This is a genomic window from Streptomyces sp. NBC_00376, assembly GCF_036077095.1.
GTDB lineage: Bacteria > Actinomycetota > Actinomycetes > Streptomycetales > Streptomycetaceae > Streptomyces.
The window spans coordinates 7,131,111-7,147,530 of the sequence record NZ_CP107960.1; the positions used below are offsets into that span (position 1 = coordinate 7,131,111).

13 protein-coding genes and 1 pseudogene are annotated in these 16,420 nt (G+C 70.3%); 12 read left to right on the forward strand and 2 right to left on the reverse strand.

Going from position 1 to position 16,420, the window contains the following annotated elements; genetic code table 11:
- The first annotated feature begins 303 nt into the window (after positions 1-303).
- Both OG842_RS32230 and OG842_RS32235 read left to right on the forward strand, forming a co-directional pair.
- Complete coding sequence (locus OG842_RS32230; protein WP_266735891.1) at positions 304-939, forward strand: vitamin K epoxide reductase family protein; 636 nt, start codon at positions 304-306, stop codon at positions 937-939.
- Positions 940-1,005: 66 nt separating this feature from the next.
- The gene (locus tag OG842_RS32235) at positions 1,006-2,385 is read left to right on the forward strand and encodes a replication-associated recombination protein A (protein WP_266735889.1); all 1,380 of its coding nucleotides are present in this window, start codon (positions 1,006-1,008) and stop codon (positions 2,383-2,385) included.
- A gap of 25 nt (positions 2,386-2,410) precedes the next feature.
- Here the strand turns inward: OG842_RS32235 and OG842_RS32240 are convergent, their stop codons facing one another.
- Positions 2,411-3,112: a DUF2470 domain-containing protein gene (locus tag OG842_RS32240; RefSeq protein WP_266735887.1), complete on the reverse strand. Its 702-nt coding sequence runs from the start codon at positions 3,110-3,112 to the stop codon at positions 2,411-2,413.
- A gap of 188 nt (positions 3,113-3,300) precedes the next feature.
- Between OG842_RS32240 and rpsD the strand changes: the two genes are divergently transcribed.
- Positions 3,301-3,915: a 30S ribosomal protein S4 gene (gene rpsD / locus OG842_RS32245; protein ID WP_072484525.1), complete on the forward strand. Its 615-nt coding sequence runs from the start codon at positions 3,301-3,303 to the stop codon at positions 3,913-3,915.
- Between the two features lie 17 nt (positions 3,916-3,932).
- Here the strand turns inward: rpsD and OG842_RS32250 are convergent.
- A pseudogene (locus OG842_RS32250) lies at positions 3,933-6,135 on the reverse strand (ATP-binding protein).
- Positions 6,136-6,341: 206 nt separating this feature from the next.
- Between OG842_RS32250 and OG842_RS32255 the strand changes: the two are divergent.
- The 9 genes from OG842_RS32255 (at position 6,342) to aroQ (ending at position 16,353) form a co-directional block, all read left to right on the forward strand.
- Positions 6,342-6,779 carry a DUF948 domain-containing protein gene (locus OG842_RS32255; RefSeq protein ID WP_266735885.1) on the forward strand — a complete coding sequence of 146 codons (438 nt, stop codon included), beginning with the start codon at positions 6,342-6,344 and terminating at the stop codon, positions 6,777-6,779.
- Positions 6,780-6,786: 7 nt separating this feature from the next.
- Positions 6,787-7,149, forward strand: a complete 363-nt coding sequence (locus tag OG842_RS32260; protein ID WP_266735883.1) for a DUF6167 family protein — start codon at positions 6,787-6,789, stop codon at positions 7,147-7,149.
- Positions 7,149-9,818, forward strand: a complete 2,670-nt coding sequence (gene alaS, locus OG842_RS32265) for an alanine--tRNA ligase (protein ID WP_266735881.1) — start codon at positions 7,149-7,151, stop codon at positions 9,816-9,818. Before OG842_RS32260 ends, alaS begins: the two co-directional genes overlap by 1 nt.
- A complete protein-coding gene (ruvX, locus tag OG842_RS32270; RefSeq protein ID WP_266735879.1) occupies positions 9,815-10,300 on the forward strand; it encodes a Holliday junction resolvase RuvX in 486 nt (161 codons plus the stop codon). Before alaS ends, ruvX begins: the two co-directional genes overlap by 4 nt.
- A 95-nt stretch (positions 10,301-10,395) precedes the next feature.
- Positions 10,396-12,120, forward strand: a complete 1,725-nt coding sequence (gene mltG / locus OG842_RS32275; RefSeq protein WP_266735877.1) for an endolytic transglycosylase MltG — start codon at positions 10,396-10,398, stop codon at positions 12,118-12,120.
- Positions 12,107-12,943: a shikimate dehydrogenase gene (locus tag OG842_RS32280; RefSeq protein ID WP_266735876.1), complete on the forward strand. Its 837-nt coding sequence runs from the start codon at positions 12,107-12,109 to the stop codon at positions 12,941-12,943. Before mltG ends, OG842_RS32280 begins: the two co-directional genes overlap by 14 nt.
- Before the next feature lie 145 nt (positions 12,944-13,088).
- A complete protein-coding gene (gene aroC, locus OG842_RS32285; RefSeq protein WP_266735874.1) occupies positions 13,089-14,273 on the forward strand; it encodes a chorismate synthase in 1,185 nt (394 codons plus the stop codon).
- A complete protein-coding gene (aroB, locus tag OG842_RS32290; RefSeq protein WP_266735873.1) occupies positions 14,270-15,916 on the forward strand; it encodes a 3-dehydroquinate synthase in 1,647 nt (548 codons plus the stop codon). Before aroC ends, aroB begins: the two co-directional genes overlap by 4 nt.
- Positions 15,913-16,353 carry a type II 3-dehydroquinate dehydratase gene (gene aroQ, locus OG842_RS32295; protein WP_266735872.1) on the forward strand — a complete coding sequence of 147 codons (441 nt, stop codon included), beginning with the start codon at positions 15,913-15,915 and terminating at the stop codon, positions 16,351-16,353. The genes aroB and aroQ overlap by 4 nt, the downstream gene beginning before the upstream one ends.
- Positions 16,354-16,420 lie beyond the last annotated feature (67 nt).

A 16,420-nucleotide genomic window follows, 5' to 3' on the forward strand; every position in this document is an offset into this window, starting at 1 on the left:
CCTGCGGGTTCGCCACGCCCGTGCTTTTCCCGGCCCGTTCGGTCCGAGGGTCCCGGACACCTCGCCCCGCCGGATCCCCAGGTCCGGGCCGTACACGGAGGCCGGTTCGTCGTGGTGTTTCCCCGGTGCGCGTACTTCCACCGCGAGTTCGGTCATGGCGCGGAGCCTCTCGCGGCCCGTGGGTTCCGCGCCGGTCGTGCGCAGACCTTTGGGTACACCTTTATGTCCATCGAACAGAAGAGCTGCGCCGTGGTGCGGCACAATGACCGTGCCCAGCAGGCCACTCACTGATGGAACGGCGATATGACGACTGCAGCGGTTGACCATCCCTCCTCCGAACAGGACGAGGACGGCGGGAAGAGGACCATCGGCGGCAGTCGGGCGCTCGCACTGCTGCTGGTGATCACGGGCGCCGCCGGGCTCTTCGCCGCCTGGGTCATCACCATCGACAAGTTCAAGTTGCTGGAGGACCCCAACTTCACACCGGGCTGCAGCCTCAACCCGGTCGTCGCGTGCGGCAACATCATGAAGAGCGAGCAGGCGGCCGCCTTCGGCTTCCCGAACCCGATGCTCGGCATGGCCACCTACCCCGTGATCATCGGAATCGGGCTGGCACTGCTCGCCGGCGCCCGCTTCCGCAGCTGGTACTGGCTCGGGATGAACGCCGGCACGCTGTTCGGCGTCGGCTTCTGCACCTGGCTCCAGTACCAGTCGCTCTACAACATCAACTCGCTCTGCCTCTGGTGCTGCCTGGCCTGGGTCGCCACGATCTTCATGTTCTGCTACGTCACCACGCACAACATCAAGCACCGGATCATTCCCGCGCCGCGCTGGCTGCGCAACGGTCTGACGGAGTTCCACTGGGTGCCGCCGGTCCTGTGGGTCGGCATCATCGGCATGCTGGTCCTGACCCGCTGGTGGGACTTCTGGACCACCTGACCGGCCCGTCCCTCCCGGGCGACCGGCCCGGCGGGGATGTCGGTGCCGTGGCATAGGCTTCAAAACGTGGAGCCCGACCTCTTTACCGCAGCAGCCGAAGACCGCCAGGAGAAGGACCCGTCCAGCAGCCCACTGGCTGTCCGGATGCGCCCGCGCACCCTCGACGAGGTTGTCGGCCAGCAGCATCTGCTCAAGCCGGGCTCGCCACTGCGCCGCCTGGTCGGCGAGGGCAACGGCGGGCCGGCGGGCCCCTCGTCGGTGATCCTCTGGGGCCCGCCCGGCATCGGGAAGACGACGCTGGCGTACGTGGTCAGCAAGGCCACCAACAAGCGCTTCGTCGAGCTCTCCGCGATCACCGCGGGCGTCAAGGAGGTGCGCGCGGTCATCGAGGGCGCCCGCCGCGCCACCGGTGGCTACGGCAAGGAGACCGTCCTCTTCCTCGACGAGATCCACCGCTTCTCCAAGGCGCAGCAGGACTCCCTGCTGCCGGCCGTGGAGAACCGCTGGGTGACGCTGATCGCGGCGACCACCGAGAATCCGTACTTCTCGATCATCTCGCCGCTGCTGTCCCGTTCGCTGCTGCTCACCCTGGAATCGCTCACCGACGACGATCTGCGCGGCCTGCTCGGGCGCGCGCTCACCGACGAGCGGGGGCTCGGCGGCGCGGTGACGCTGCCGGAGGAGGCCGAGGCGCATCTGCTGCGGATCGCGGGCGGCGACGCCCGCCGGGCGCTGACCGCGTTGGAGGCCGCGGCCGGTGCCGCGCTGGCCAAGCAGGAGAAGGAGATCAGCCTCCTGACCCTGGAGGAGACCGTCGACCGCGCGGCCGTCAAGTACGACCGGGACGGCGACCAGCACTACGACGTGGCGAGCGCGCTCATCAAGTCGATCCGCGGTTCCGACGTGGATGCGGCGCTGCACTACCTGGCCCGGATGATCGAGGCGGGGGAGGACCCCCGGTTCATCGCCCGGCGGCTGATGATCTCGGCCAGCGAGGACATCGGCCTCGCCGACCCCACGGCGCTGCCCACCGCCGTCGCGGCCGCCCAGGCGGTCGCCATGATCGGTTTCCCGGAGGCGGCGCTGACCCTGAGCCATGCCACGATCGCCCTGGCCCTCGCCCCCAAGTCCAACGCGGCGACCCTGGCGATCTTCGCCGCCCAGGAGGACGTACGGAAGGGACTCGCGGGCCCCGTTCCTGCCCATCTGCGTGACGGCCACTACAAGGGCGCCGCCAAGCTGGGCCACGCCCAGGGCTATGTGTATCCGCACGACGTCCCCGGCGGCATCGCCGCCCAGCAGTACGCACCGGACGCGGTGCGCGACAAGCACTACTACCAGCCCACGCGCTACGGCGCGGAGGCGCGCTACGCGGATGTGGTGGAGCGGGTCCGCGAGCGGCTCGGCCGCACGGCCGGCGACGGCACCGGCCCGTCCGCGGGCTGAGGGAGTGCGGGGTCGCGCCACCCGTTCAGTGCGCCGCGGCCTCGAAGAGCGTGTACATGGCCTCGCGCAGTTCGTCGACGTCCCGCACCGGAGCGGGAAACTCGAAGCGGGCGTCGTAGCTCCGCCCCCGGTCCTCGCACAGCCTCAGCCGCAGCCCGTGCCGGTCCAGCGCGAGCGGCACGACGGAAGGCAGGTGGGCCGGGCAGCGGCCCTCCGTCCGGTCGCCCAGCAGCCCGCACAGCGTCGCCAGCTGCTCGCCGTGCGCCGCGTGCAGATGCTGCAGCAGCTCCGCCTCGTACTCGATCAGCGGATCGGGTGCCGCGTCCCGGAACGCCTCCGGCTCGACCTCCTCGGCGCCCCACAGATCGTCGACGTACGCCTCGCCCGTCTCCAGCCTGAGCGTCATCCGGCCGGGACCCGACAGGCCGGGTACGGTGGTGAGCCAACCCGAGACCCACGCGCGGCCGCGGATGCGGTGCGGGACGGATACCGGTGCTACGTCCGTGAGCTCCAGCACAGCCGACAGCTCGTCGTCCTCGGCGTGTGTCGCGGTCCGTACCACCGGGGAATCGGCGGGGAGTTCCAGGAACAGATCCCCGTCGGGGCCGACGCTTCGGGTGAGCGGCATCAGCTGATCCCAGGCCGCTGCGTCCACCCCGGGGATGAGCAGCACCGACGAGCAGGTACTCTGTACGAGAGTTCGTGTGCGCTCGGCTGCTGACGGCATCCGAGTGTTTTCAAGCCCGCCGGGACGCGGCTGACCACGATCTGATCGGTCCTCCGTCGTATCGGCACCCCGAGGGGTGTCGACGCTGTCAGTGCTGTCCGTGATGTGACTGGTGTTCCCCGGGCGAGACATGCGATCTCCTTAAGTAAGGTGAGCCTAACCTAACCTACAACGGAGGTCTGGAGAACGTGCCTAACCAGTCGCGTCCCAAGGTCAAGAAGAGCCGCGCGCTCGGCATCGCGCTGACGCCGAAGGCCGTCAAGTACTTCGAGGCCCGCCCCTACCCGCCGGGCGAGCACGGCCGTGGCCGCAAGCAGAACTCGGACTACAAGGTCCGTCTGCTGGAGAAGCAGCGTCTGCGTGCGCAGTACGACATCAGCGAGCGCCAGATGGCGCGCGCGTACGACCGCGCCAAGAAGGCCGAGGGCAAGACGGGCGAGGCGCTGGTCGTCGAGCTCGAGCGCCGTCTCGACGCGCTGGTTCTGCGTTCGGGCATCGCCCGCACCATCTACCAGGCCCGTCAGATGGTCGTGCACGGTCACATCGAGGTCAACGGTGGCAAGGTCGACAAGCCGTCGTTCCGTGTCCGTCCCGACGACATCGTGATGGTCCGCGAGCGCAGCCGCGACAAGCACCCCTTCCAGGTGGCCCGCGAGGGTGGCTACGCCCCCGACGGCGAGACCCCGCGCTACCTGCAGGTGAACCTGAAGGCCCTGGCCTTCCGCCTTGACCGGGACCCGAACCGCAAGGAAATCCCCGTGATCTGCGACGAGCAGCTCGTCGTCGAGTACTACGCCCGCTGATCCAGGCGTAGTCGCTCTCACCAGCGCTCAGGCCCGCCCCTCCCGGATGTACGGGAGGCGGCGGGCCTCCGCGTTCTCCCGGGGACCCGGCAGCGTTCCGGGCGGCCGCCCAGGAGTCTCCCTGGGGCCCGCCGGGTCGCTCGCCAGGGCCCTGGCCACCGCCGCGTCCGGATCCAGCTGCCCGCCCTCGCGCAGCCCCGCCTCGTACCGGCTGTCGCCCAGCGCCCGGCGGGCCAGCTCCTCGCAGCGCACCCGGGGCTGCCCGTAGTGCACCGATCCGAACAGCGGCAGTCCCACCGACGGCCAGATCCGGTCGGCGGCGCCCTGGAGCACCGCAGCCTCCGCCGCGTCGCCCTCGACGGCCGTGATCAGCGCCAGCAGCTCCAGGACGAGCACCGAGCCGAGCAGATCGTGGAAGGTGTGGCTGATCGCCAGCGACTGGCCGAGCAGCTCCCGGGCCCGCTCCGGACAACCGCGCTGCAACGCCGCAAAGGCCAGCACGTACAGCGCGTACGACAGGGCCCACCGCTCCCCGTGGTCCTCGCAGATCTCCCTGACCTCTTCACAGATGGCGGCCGCACCGTCCAGATCACCCTGGAAGCCGACCGCCATCGCGAGCTCGATCTGGGCCATCAGCACATTGCTGTTCAGCTCGCCGAGCTCCCGGTAACGGCGCAGCGCCTCGTCCAACAGCTCCTGGGCCCTGGCCATGTCGTCGGTGAGGAGCGCCAGACATCCCTTCCGGTGCATCGCGTACGCGAGCGCCGTGGCGTCACCGGCCCGCTCCGCCTCGTCCCGGCACTCCTGCAGCGCGGAGACCGCGCCGACCGGATCGCCCTGCAGTACGGCCACGTACCCGAGCACCCACAGCGCCTTCAGCCGAGAGGAGTCGTGCGGGGTGTCCTCCTCCAGTACGTGGTCCAGCCAGTGGCGGCCCTCCGAGAGCCGCCCGCAGCCCACCCAGAGGAACCACAGGGTGCCCGCCAGATACTGCGCGATATGGGCCTCGCCCGGACTCTCCAGCGAATACTCCATCGCCCGCCGCAGGTTCGGCAGTTCGCTCTCGGCCCGCGCGGCCACCTCGCCCTGGCGCGGGCTGAACCAGTCGAGCTCGCACCAGGTCGCCAGCCCCAGGAACCAGTCCCGGTGACGGCGCCGCAGCCGGTCCGTGTCGTCGGTGGCCGCCAGCCACTCGGCGCCGTACTCCCGCACCGTGTCCAGCATCCGGTAACGGGTGCCGTGCGCCGAGTCCTCGCGCACGACGACGGACTGCGCCAGCAGTCCGGAGAGCACGTCGAGCACCGACTCGGCCGGCAGATCGGCGCCGCTGCAGATGTATTCGACCGCTTCCAGGTCGAACTGTCCGGCGAAGACCGAGAGCCGTGCCCAGAGCAACCGCTGCTCCGGAGCGCAGAGTTCATGGCTCCAGCCGATGGCCGTACGGAGCGTCTGGTGGCGCGCCGGCGCGCTGCGGCTCGAACCGGTCAGCAGCCGGAAGCGGTCGTCGAGGCGTTGCAGGACCTGCACGGTGGACAGGGCGCGCAGCCGTCCGGCGGCCAGTTCCAGCGCGAGCGGGATGCCGTCCAGGCGGCGGCACAGCTCCCGGGTGGCCGAGCGGTTCTCGTCGGTCAGCCGGAAGTCCGGCCGCACGGCGGCGGCACGCTCGGCGAAGAGCAGCATCGCGTCCTCGTCCGTCATCGGCTGGAGCGGGTAGAGGAGCTCCCCGTCCAGCTCCAGCGGCAGCCGTCCGGCGGCCAGCACCCGCAGGTGCGGGGCCCGGCGCAGCAGTACCCGAACGAGTTCGGCGCAGGCGTCGACCAGGTGCTCGAAGCCGTCGATCACCAGGAGGAGCCGGCGGTCGGCCAGGTGCTCGACGAGGGTCGTTCGGGGCGGTCTGCTGGTGTGGTCGGTGAGGCCCAGGGCGTCGACCAGGGCGTGTTCCAGCAGTTCGGGGTCGTGGACGGCGGAGAGCTCGGCCATCCGGACACCGTCGCAGTACCGTTTCTCCAGGAGTGCGGCGATCCGGGCGGCGCAGCGGGTCTTGCCCACGCCGCCCACGCCGACCATGGTCACGAGCCTGGACTCGTCCAGGAGCTGGGCGAGACGGACGAGTTCGTTCTCCCGTCCCACGAATCTGTTCAGTTCCGCCGGGAGATTTCCGGGTGCTGTGGGGGCACTCGGAATGTGGGGGGACGGAACGGAGCGCTGAGAGCGTCGCATGAGACACGCAGAGTACTGGCCTGAAAGCTCTCCGTACAATCTCCTTATGGCAACGCCCGCCCTTTCCGCGGGTAATGCGGTACGGGGTGCGACCACCGGCGCGATAGGCTCGGGGGACGACGACCGGCCGCTGCGACGGCCGTCGCCGGAGAGACAGACAGAGACAGCGACAAGCTAGAGAGCGGTGCACTGTGTCCGGTGGAGAGGTGGCCGGGATCCTGGTGGCCGTCTTCTGGGCGATCCTGGTTTCGTTCCTCGCCGTCGTGCTGGTGAGGCTCGCCCAGACGCTCAGGGCGACCACCAAGCTCGTGGCGGACGTGACCGAACAGGCGGTCCCGCTGCTCGCCGACGCCTCCGCGACCGTGCGTTCCGCGCAGACCCAGCTCGACAAGGTCGACGCGATCGCCACGGACGTCCAGGAAGTCACCTCGAACGCCTCCGCGCTCTCCACCACCGTCGCCTCGACCTTCGGCGGCCCGCTCGTCAAGGTCGCCGCGTTCGGCTACGGGGTGCGGCGGGCGATCGGCCGGAAGGCCGACCCCGAACCGGAACCCGCCCGCCGCGCGGTGGTCGTCGGCCGCACCGTGCCGTCCGCACGCGGCAGGAAGCGCAGCGGCAGAAACCCCCGCGGACCGAAGGACTGACGCAGCCATGTTCCGCCGTACGTTCTGGTTCACCGCAGGCGCCGCCGCCGGTGTCTGGGCCACCGCCAAGGTCAACCGGAAGCTCAAGCAGCTGACCCCCGAGAGCCTCGCGGCGCAGGCCGCGGACCGGGCGATCGAGACGGGGCACAAGCTCAAGGACTTCGCCCTGGACGTCCGTGAGTCCATGGCGCGGCGCGAGGCCGAACTGGGCGAGGCGCTGGGCCTGGAGGCGCCGGTCGACCCGGACCTCCCGGTGCGGCGGCACTACGTCGTCGAGGCGTCCGAGCCCCTCGGACCCGAAAGGTCCCTCGGGGCCACCGAATACCGCAAGCTCCCCTACACGTCGTACAACCGGAATGAGGACCACTGATGGAGTCGGCTGAAATTCGTCGCCGCTGGCTGAGCTTCTTCGAGGAGCGCGGTCACACCGTCGTCCCTTCGGCGTCGCTCATCGCGGACGACCCGACTCTGCTGCTCGTCAACGCGGGCATGGTTCCCTTCAAGCCGTACTTCCTCGGCGAGACGAAGCCGCCGGCCCCGCGCGCCACCAGCGTGCAGAAGTGCGTGCGTACGCCGGACATCGAAGAGGTCGGCAAGACCACCCGGCACGGCACGTTCTTCCAGATGTGCGGCAACTTCTCCTTCGGCGACTACTTCAAGGAAGGGGCCATCAGCTACGCCTGGGAGCTGCTCACCAGCTCCGTGGCGGACGGTGGCTACGGCCTCGACCCCGAGCGGCTGTGGATCACGGTCTACCTCGACGACGACGAGGCCGAGCAGATCTGGCGCGAGAAGATCGGCGTTCCCGCCGAGCGCATCCAGCGCCTGGGCAAGAAGGACAACTTCTGGTCCATGGGCGTCCCCGGCCCCTGCGGTCCCTGCTCCGAGATCAACTACGACCGCGGCCCCGAGTTCGGCGTCGAGGGCGGCCCGGCCGTCAACGACGAGCGGTACGTGGAGATCTGGAACCTGGTCTTCATGCAGTTCGAGCGCGGCGCCGGTGACGGCAAGGAGGACTTCCCGATCCTCGGCGACCTGCCGTCGAAGAACATCGACACGGGTCTGGGGCTGGAGCGCCTCGCCATGATCCTTCAGGGCGTACAGAACATGTACGAGACCGACACCCTGCGCGTCGTCATGGACAAGGCCACCGAGCTGACCGGTGTCCGCTACGGCGACAAGCACGACTCCGACGTCTCGATGCGCGTGGTCGCCGACCACATCCGTACCTCCGTGATGCTCATCGGTGACGGCGTGACGCCGGGCAACGAGGGCCGCGGCTACGTGCTGCGCCGCATCATGCGCCGCGCCGTCCGCAACATGCGCCTGATGGGTGCCCAGGGACCGGTCGTCAAGGACCTGGTCGACGTCGTGATCGAGACGATGGGGCAGCAGTACCCGGAGCTGATCACCGACCGCAAGCGCATCGAGACCGTCGCCCTCGCCGAGGAGGCCGCCTTCCTCAAGGCCCTCAAGGGCGGCACCAACATCCTCGACACCGCCGTCACCGAGACCAAGGCCGCCGGCGGCAAGGTCCTCGCCGGCGACAAGGCGTTCCTGCTCCACGACACCTGGGGCTTCCCGATCGACCTCACCCTGGAGATGGCCGCCGAGCAGGGCCTCTCGGTGGACGAGGAGGGCTTCCGCCGCCTGATGAAGGAGCAGCGGGACCGCGCCAAGGCGGACGCCCGCGCCAAGAAGACCGGTCACGCCGACCTGTCCGCCTACCGCGAGGTCGCCGACAGCTCCGGCGCCACCGACTTCACCGGCTACACCGCCACCGAGGGCGAGTCGACCATCGTCGGCCTCCTCGTCGACGGCGTGTCCTCCCCGGCCGCCTCCGAGGGCGACGAGGTCGAGGTCGTCCTCGACCGCACCCCGTTCTACGCCGAGGGCGGCGGCCAGATCGCCGACCAGGGCCGGATCAGGCTCGACACCGGCGCCGTCATCGAGGTCCGCGACGTCCAGAAGCCGGTCCCCGGCGTCCACGTCCACAAGGGTGTCGTCCAGGTCGGCGAGGTCACCGTCGGTGCTCCGGTCTTCGCCTCCATCGACGTCAAGCGCCGCCGTGCCATCGCCCGCGCCCACTCCGCCACGCACCTCACGCACCAGGCCCTGCGCGACGCTCTCGGCCCGACGGCCGCCCAGGCCGGTTCCGAGAACCAGCCCGGCCGCTTCCGCTTCGACTTCGGCTCGCCGAACGCCGTTCCCGGCTCGGTCATGACCGACGTCGAGCAGAAGATCAACGACGTGCTCTCGCGCGAACTCGACGTCCAGGCCGAGGTCATGTCGATCGACGAGGCCAAGAAGCAGGGCGCCATCGCCGAGTTCGGCGAGAAGTACGGGGAGCGGGTCCGGGTCGTCACCATCGGCGACTTCTCCAAGGAGCTCTGCGGCGGTACGCACGTCCACAACACCGCCCAGCTGGGCCTGGTGAAGCTGCTCGGCGAGTCGTCCATCGGCTCCGGCGTGCGTCGCATCGAGGCCCTCGTCGGCGTCGACGCGTACAACTTCCTCGCCAAGGAGCACACGGTCGTCGCCCAGCTCCAGGAGCTGGTCAAGGGGCGTCCCGAGGAGCTCCCGGAGAAGATCGCCGGAATGCTCGGCAAGCTGAAGGACGCCGAGAAGGAGATCGAGAAGTTCCGCGCGGAGAAGGTCCTCCAGGCCGCTGCCGGACTGGCCGAGTCCGCCAAGGACGTACGCGGCGTCGCCCTGGTCACCGGTCAGGTCCCCGACGGCACCTCCGCCGACGACCTGCGCAAGCTCGTCCTCGACGTCCGTGGCCGCATCCAGGGCGGCCGCCCGGCCGTCGTGGCCCTGTTCACCACGGCCAACGGCCGCCCGCTGACCGTCATCGCCACCAACGAGGCCGCCCGCGAGCGCGGTCTCAAGGCCGGTGACCTGGTCCGTACCGCGGCCAAGACCCTCGGCGGCGGCGGTGGCGGCAAGCCGGACGTCGCCCAGGGCGGCGGCCAGGACCCCGAGGCCATCGGCGCCGCGGTGTCCGCCGTCGAACGCCTCGTCACCGAGACGGCGTGACGACGGGAATGACGCAGATGCGCCGCGGTCGTCGTCTCGCGATCGATGTCGGGGACGCCCGGATCGGGGTCGCCTCGTGCGACCCCGACGGGATCCTCGCCACGCCGGTGGAGACCGTTCCGGGACGCGATGTCCCGGCGGCCCACCGGCGGCTCGGGCAGATCGTCGAGGAGTACGAGCCGATCGAGATCATCATCGGCCTGCCGCGGTCCCTCGGCGGCGGTGAGGGACCCGCCGCCGCCAAGATCCGGGTTTTCGCCCAGGAGGTCGCCCGCGCGGTCGCACCCATTCCGGTGCGACTCGTGGACGAGAGGATGACCACAGTTACGGCCAGTCAGGGGCTGCGCGCTTCGGGCGTGAAGTCCAAGAAAGGCCGATCCGTCATCGACCAAGCTGCCGCTGTGGTGATCCTTCAGAACGCTCTGGAGTCCGAACGGGCGTCGGGCCGGGCCCCGGGCGAAGCCGTCGAAGTGGTTGTCTGATCGCGATACGGTAACGTTCCGCGCGATGCGGCGGTGCTTCGAACAAACACCGCACAGCAAGAGGCGGAACGTCGTCTCGCGGCTCTAGGGGATCGATGACTGAGTATGGCCGGGGCCCCGGCTCCGAACCGTGGCATCCCGAGGACCCCTTGTACGGGGACCAGGGATGGGGAGGACAGCAGTCTGCCCACGGCCAGAACCAGTACGGCGGACAGCAGCAGCCCCACCCGCACGATCCGTACGCACAGCAGCAGCAGGACCCGTACGCGCAACAGCCGCAACAGCCGCAGGACCCGTACGCCCAGCAGCACTACCAGCAGCAGCCCGGCTACGGAGTACAGCAGGACCCGTACGCGCAGCAGCCCCAGCAGCCCCAGTACGACAACGGCGGCTGGGGCACCGGGCAGCAGCCCGCCGCGATGCCGTACGACGCCCAGCCGGCTGCCGACCCGTACGGCGGAGGACAGGGCGGCTACGGCGAGACGCAGGACCACTACGGCACGCCGGAGGCCTACCCGCCGCCGCAGCCCCCGGGCCGTCGTGAGGCCGCTCCCCAGCAGGCCCCGACGCAGACTCCCGACTGGGACCCGGAGGTCCAGCCGGAGGAGACCCACCCGTTCTTCACGGGCGCCGACGATCGCGACGACAACGGCGACGGCAAGGACGACGACTACGACGACGACCCGCGTGAGTCGCGCCGCGGCAGCCGCGGCGGCAACGAGCGCCGCGGCAAGGGCAAGAAGAAGAACCGCAGCGGCTGTGCCTGCCTGGTCGTCTCGCTGGTCCTGGCCGGCGGCCTCGGCGGGGTGGGTTACCTCGGCTACTCGTACTGGCAGGACAAGTTCGGCGCGGCGCCCGACTACTCGGGTACTGGCACGGGATCGGTCGAGGTGGAGATCCCCAAGGGTGCGTTCGGGACCGACATCGCCAACATCCTCAAGAAGCAGGGTGTGGTCAAGAGCGTCGACGCGTTCGTTGCCGCGCAGGGCGAGAACCCCAAGGGGAAGTCGATCCAGGCCGGGGTGTATCTCCTCCACGAGAAGATGTCCGCGGCCGAGGCCGTGAAGATGATGGTCGACCCGAACAGCCAGAACCTTCTCGTGATTCCCGAGGGACGCCGCAACGTCCAGATCTACGAGCTGATCGACAAGAAGCTGGACCTCAAGGCGGGCACGACCAAGGGCATCGCCAAGTCCGATGCGTCCGACCTCGGTCTGCCGGACTGGGCGAGCGACAACAAGGACATCAAGGATCCGCTGGAAGGATTCCTTTACCCGGCCGCGTATCCGGTGACGAAGGAGACCAAGCCCGAGGCCATCCTCAAGAAGATGGTCGAGCGGTCCAACGAGGAGTACAAGAAGCTCGACCTCGAAGGAACCGCCAAGAAGTACAAGCTGGACGGCCCGTGGCAGGTGCTCACCGTCGCCAGCCTGGTGCAGGTGGAGGGGCTCACGCACGACGACTTCCGCAAGATGGCCGAAGTCGTCTACAACCGCTTGAAGCCCGACAACACCGCCACGAACCGCAAGCTCCAATTCGACTCCGCTTTCAATTACCTCACGAAGCAGAGCAAGATCAAGATCAGTTCGAATGAGATCCTGACCAACCCGGATCCCTACAACACCTATTACCACGCGGGACTTCCGCCGGGTCCGATCAGCAATCCGGGCGACGAAGCCTTGCGGGCCACGCTCAGCCCCACCGGTGACGGGTGGATGTACTTCATCTCGCTCGACGGCAAGAAGACGCAGTTCACCAAGACGGCCGCCGAGCACGAGAAGCTCAACAAGAAGTTCAAGGAAAAGCATGGCCTCGAATGACGGGCCCCGCCGGGCAGCCGTCCTGGGTTCGCCCATCGCGCACTCGCTCTCCCCGGTCCTGCACCGGGCCGCGTACGCCGAACTCGGCCTCGACGGCTGGTCGTACGACCGGTTCGAGATCGACGAGCAGGCGCTGCCCGGCTTCGTCGAGGGCCTGGACCGTACGTGGGCCGGGCTCTCGCTGACCATGCCGCTCAAGCGCGCGGTCATCCCGCTGCTGGACGAGATCAGCGCGACCGCTTCCTCGGTCGAGGCCGTCAACACGGTGGTGTTCACCGAGGACGGCCGGCGCGTCGGCGACAACACGGATGTCCCCGGCATGATCGCCGCCCTGCGCGAGCGCGGCGTCGAGAAGGCCGAGTCCGCCGCCGTCCTCGGCGCCGGCGCCACCGCCTCTTCCGCGCTCGCCGCGCTCTCGCAGATCTGCACCGGACCGGTCACGGCCTACGTCCGCAGCCGCGAGCGCGGTGACGAGATGCGCGGCTGGGGCGAGCGTCTCGGTGTCGAGGTGCGGATCGCCGACTGGGCGGAGGCCGCGCAGGCGCTGCGTGCCCCGCTGGTCGTCGCGACGACCCCGGCGGGGGCCACGGACGGGCTGATGGCTGACGTGCCGGAGCATCCCGGCACGCTCTTCGATGTGCTGTACGAGCCCTGGCCCACCGGACTCGCGTCCGCCTGGGCGGCTCGCGGCGGTCCAGTCATCGGAGGTCTTGACCTCCTGGTGCACCAGGCCGTCCTCCAGGTCGAGCAGATGACGGGCCGTTCACCGGCCCCGCTGGCCGCCATGCGCCGGGCCGGCGAGCAGGCGCTGGCCGCCCGCTGACCGTGGATCCGGCCCGCCGATCCGTCCGTCTGATGGACCGGCGGCGGGCCGGGGCCCCCGGCCGTGGGAGGATCGAAGGCGGCGGGCCAGGGCCGCGCACCCGGTCGCGCCGTTGCAGTTCCAGGCGCGAGCATGAGGAGCACCGTTGAGCAGGTTGCGCTGGCTGACCGCGGGGGAGTCGCACGGCCCCGCACTCGTGGCGACGCTGGAGGGTCTTCCGGCCGGCGTCCCGATCACCACGGAGATGGTGGCGGACGCACTCGCCCGGCGGCGGCTCGGTTATGGCCGCGGTGCGCGGATGAAGTTCGAGAAGGACGAGGTCACCTTCCTCGGCGGGGTGCGCCACGGGCTCACCATGGGCTCCCCGGTCGCCGTGATGGTGGGCAACACCGAGTGGCCCAAGTGGGAGCAGGTCATGTCGGCCGACCCGGTCGACCCCGAGGAGCTGGCCGCGCTGGCCCGCAACGCCCCGCTGACCCGCCCGAGGCCCGGCCACGCCGACCTCGCCGGCATGCAGAAGTACGGCTTCGACGAGGCCCGGCCGATCCTGGAGCGCGCCAGCGCCCGGGAGACGGCGGCCCGCGTCGCGCTCGGCGCCGTCGCCCGGTCGTACCTCAAGGAGACCGCCGGCATCGAGATCGTCAGCCATGTCGTCGAACTGGCCGCGGCCAAGGCGCCCTACGGCGTCTACCCGACCCCCGCCGACGTGGAGAAGCTCGACGCCGACCCGGTGCGCTGCCTGGACGCCGACGCGAGCAAGGAAATGGTCGCCGAGATCGACCAGGCCCACAAGGACGGCGACACCCTCGGTGGCGTCGTCGAGGTACTGGCGTACGGCGTGCCCGTCGGCCTCGGCTCGCACGTCCACTGGGACCGCCGGCTCGACGCCCGCCTCGCCGCCGCCCTCATGGGCATCCAGGCCATCAAGGGGGTCGAGGTCGGCGACGGCTTCGACCTGGCCCGGGTCCCCGGCTCCAAGGCGCACGACGAGATCCTGGTCACCGAGGACGGCATCAAGCGCGCCTCCGGCCGTTCCGGCGGCACCGAGGGCGGTCTGACCACCGGCGAACTGCTGCGGGTCCGGGCCGCGATGAAGCCCATCGCGACCGTGCCGCGCGCACTCGCCACCGTCGACGTCGTCACCGGCGAGCCCGCCAAGGCCCACCACCAGCGCTCCGATGTCTGTGCCGTTCCGGCCGCAGGCATCGTCGCCGAGGCGATGGTCGCCCTGGTCCTGGCCGACGCCGTCGCGGAGAAGTTCGGCGGCGACAGCGTCACCGAGACCCACCGCAACGTGCAGTCGTACCTCGACCACCTCCAGATCCGATGAGCGGCCCGCTGATCGTCCTCGTCGGCCCGATGGGCGTCGGCAAGTCCACGGTCGGTGAGCTGCTCGCCGACCGCCTCGGCACCGGCTACCGCGACACCGACGCGGACGTCGTGGCCACGGCGGGCAAGCCGATCCCGGAGATCTTCTACGACGAGGGCGAGGAGCACTTCCGCGAGCTGGAGCGGCGCGCGGTGCACACCGCCGTCGCCGAGCACACCGGCGTCCTCTCCCTCGGCGGCGGCGCCGTGCTCGACGCGACGACCCGCGAGCTGCTCGCCGGCCGCCCCGTCGTCTACCTCTCGATGGAGGTGGAGGAGGCCGTCAAGCGGGTCGGCCTGAACACCGCCCGCCCGCTGCTCGCCGTCAACCCGCGCCGGCAGTGGCGCGAGCTGATGGACGCCCGCCGCCACCTGTACACCGAGGTGGCCCGCGTGACCGTCGCCACCGACGAGCGCACCCCCGAAGAGGTCGCCCAGGCGGTCCTCGACGCACTGGAACTGCCGGAGCGCACGGACGACCCCGTCGCGCCCGGCCGGGAGAACACACGCATGACCGAGCAAGGCCTCATCCGCATCCCGATCGCAGGCAGCGCGGGCACCGACCCGTACGAGGTGCTGGTCGGCAGGCAGCTGCTGGGCGAGCTGCCCCATCTCATCGGCGACCGTGCCAAGCGGGTCGCGGTGCTGCACCCGGAGGCTCTCGCCGAGACCGGTGAGGCGGTCCGCCAGGACCTGGCCGCGCAGGGCTACGAAGCCATCGCCATCCAGCTGCCCAACGCCGAGGAGGCGAAGACCGCCGAGGTCGCGGCGTACTGCTGGAAGGCGCTCGGCCAGACCGGCTTCACCCGCACCGACGTCATCGTCGGCGTCGGCGGCGGCGCCACCACCGATGTGGCCGGATTCGTCGCGGCGACCTGGCTGCGCGGGGTGCGCTGGATCGCCGTGCCCACGACCGTGCTCGCCATGGTCGACGCGGCCGTCGGCGGCAAGACCGGCATCAACACCGCCGAGGGCAAGAACCTCGTCGGCGCCTTCCACCCGCCGGCCGGGGTGCTCTGCGACCTGGCCGCGCTGGACTCGCTGCCCGTGAACGACTACGTCAGCGGCATGGCCGAGGTCATCAAGGCCGGCTTCATCGCCGACCCGGCCATCCTCGACCTGGTCGAGGCGGACCCGGAGGGCGCCCGCAGGCCCACCGGACCGCACACCGCGGAGCTGATCGAACGCGCCATCAGGGTCAAGGCCGAGGTCGTCTCCAGCGACCTGAAGGAATCCGGACTGCGCGAGATCCTCAACTACGGCCACACCCTGGCCCACGCCATCGAGAAGAACGAGCGCTACAAGTGGCGTCACGGCGCCGCGGTCTCGGTGGGCATGGTCTTCGCCGCCGAGCTGGGCCGGCTGGCCGGACGGCTCGACGACGCCACCGCCGACCGGCACCGCGCCGTCCTGGAGTCCGTCGGCCTGCCGCTCACCTACCGCGGCGACCAGTGGCCCAAGCTGCTGGAGAACATGAAGGTCGACAAGAAGTCCCGCGGCGACCTGCTGCGCTTCATCGTCCTGGACGGCCTGGGCAAGCCCACCGTCCTGGAGGGCCCCGACCCGGCCGTGCTGCTGGCCGCCTACGGGGAGGTGTCGGCGTGACCCGCCGGGTGCTCGTCCTCAACGGCCCGAACCTCGGCCGGCTCGGCTCCCGCGAGCCGGACGTGTACGGCGCCACGTCCTACGCCGGACTCGTCGAGACCTGCCAGGCGCTCGGCAAGGAGCTCGGCTTCGACGTCGACGTCCGCGAGACCAACGACGAGGGCGAGCTGATCCGCTGGCTCCACGAGGCCGCGGACGGTTCAATTCCGGTCGTTCTCAACCCGGGTGCCTTCACCCACTACTCGTACGGGATGCGGGACGCGGCGGCCCAGCGCACCGCCCCGCTGATCGAGGTGCACATCTCGAACCCGTACGCGCGGGAGGAATTCCGACACAACTCCGTGGTCGCGCCGGTCGCCACGGGGACCGTGGCCGGATTCGGCATCGGCTCCTACCGCCTCGCCCTGCGCGCCCTCGCGGACGAGCTGACCGGCTGACGGACCGGTTTCCCGGCCATCCGGGCACTGTTACGCGTCCCCGGCCGTTGTTCCACCGGCGGCCGGG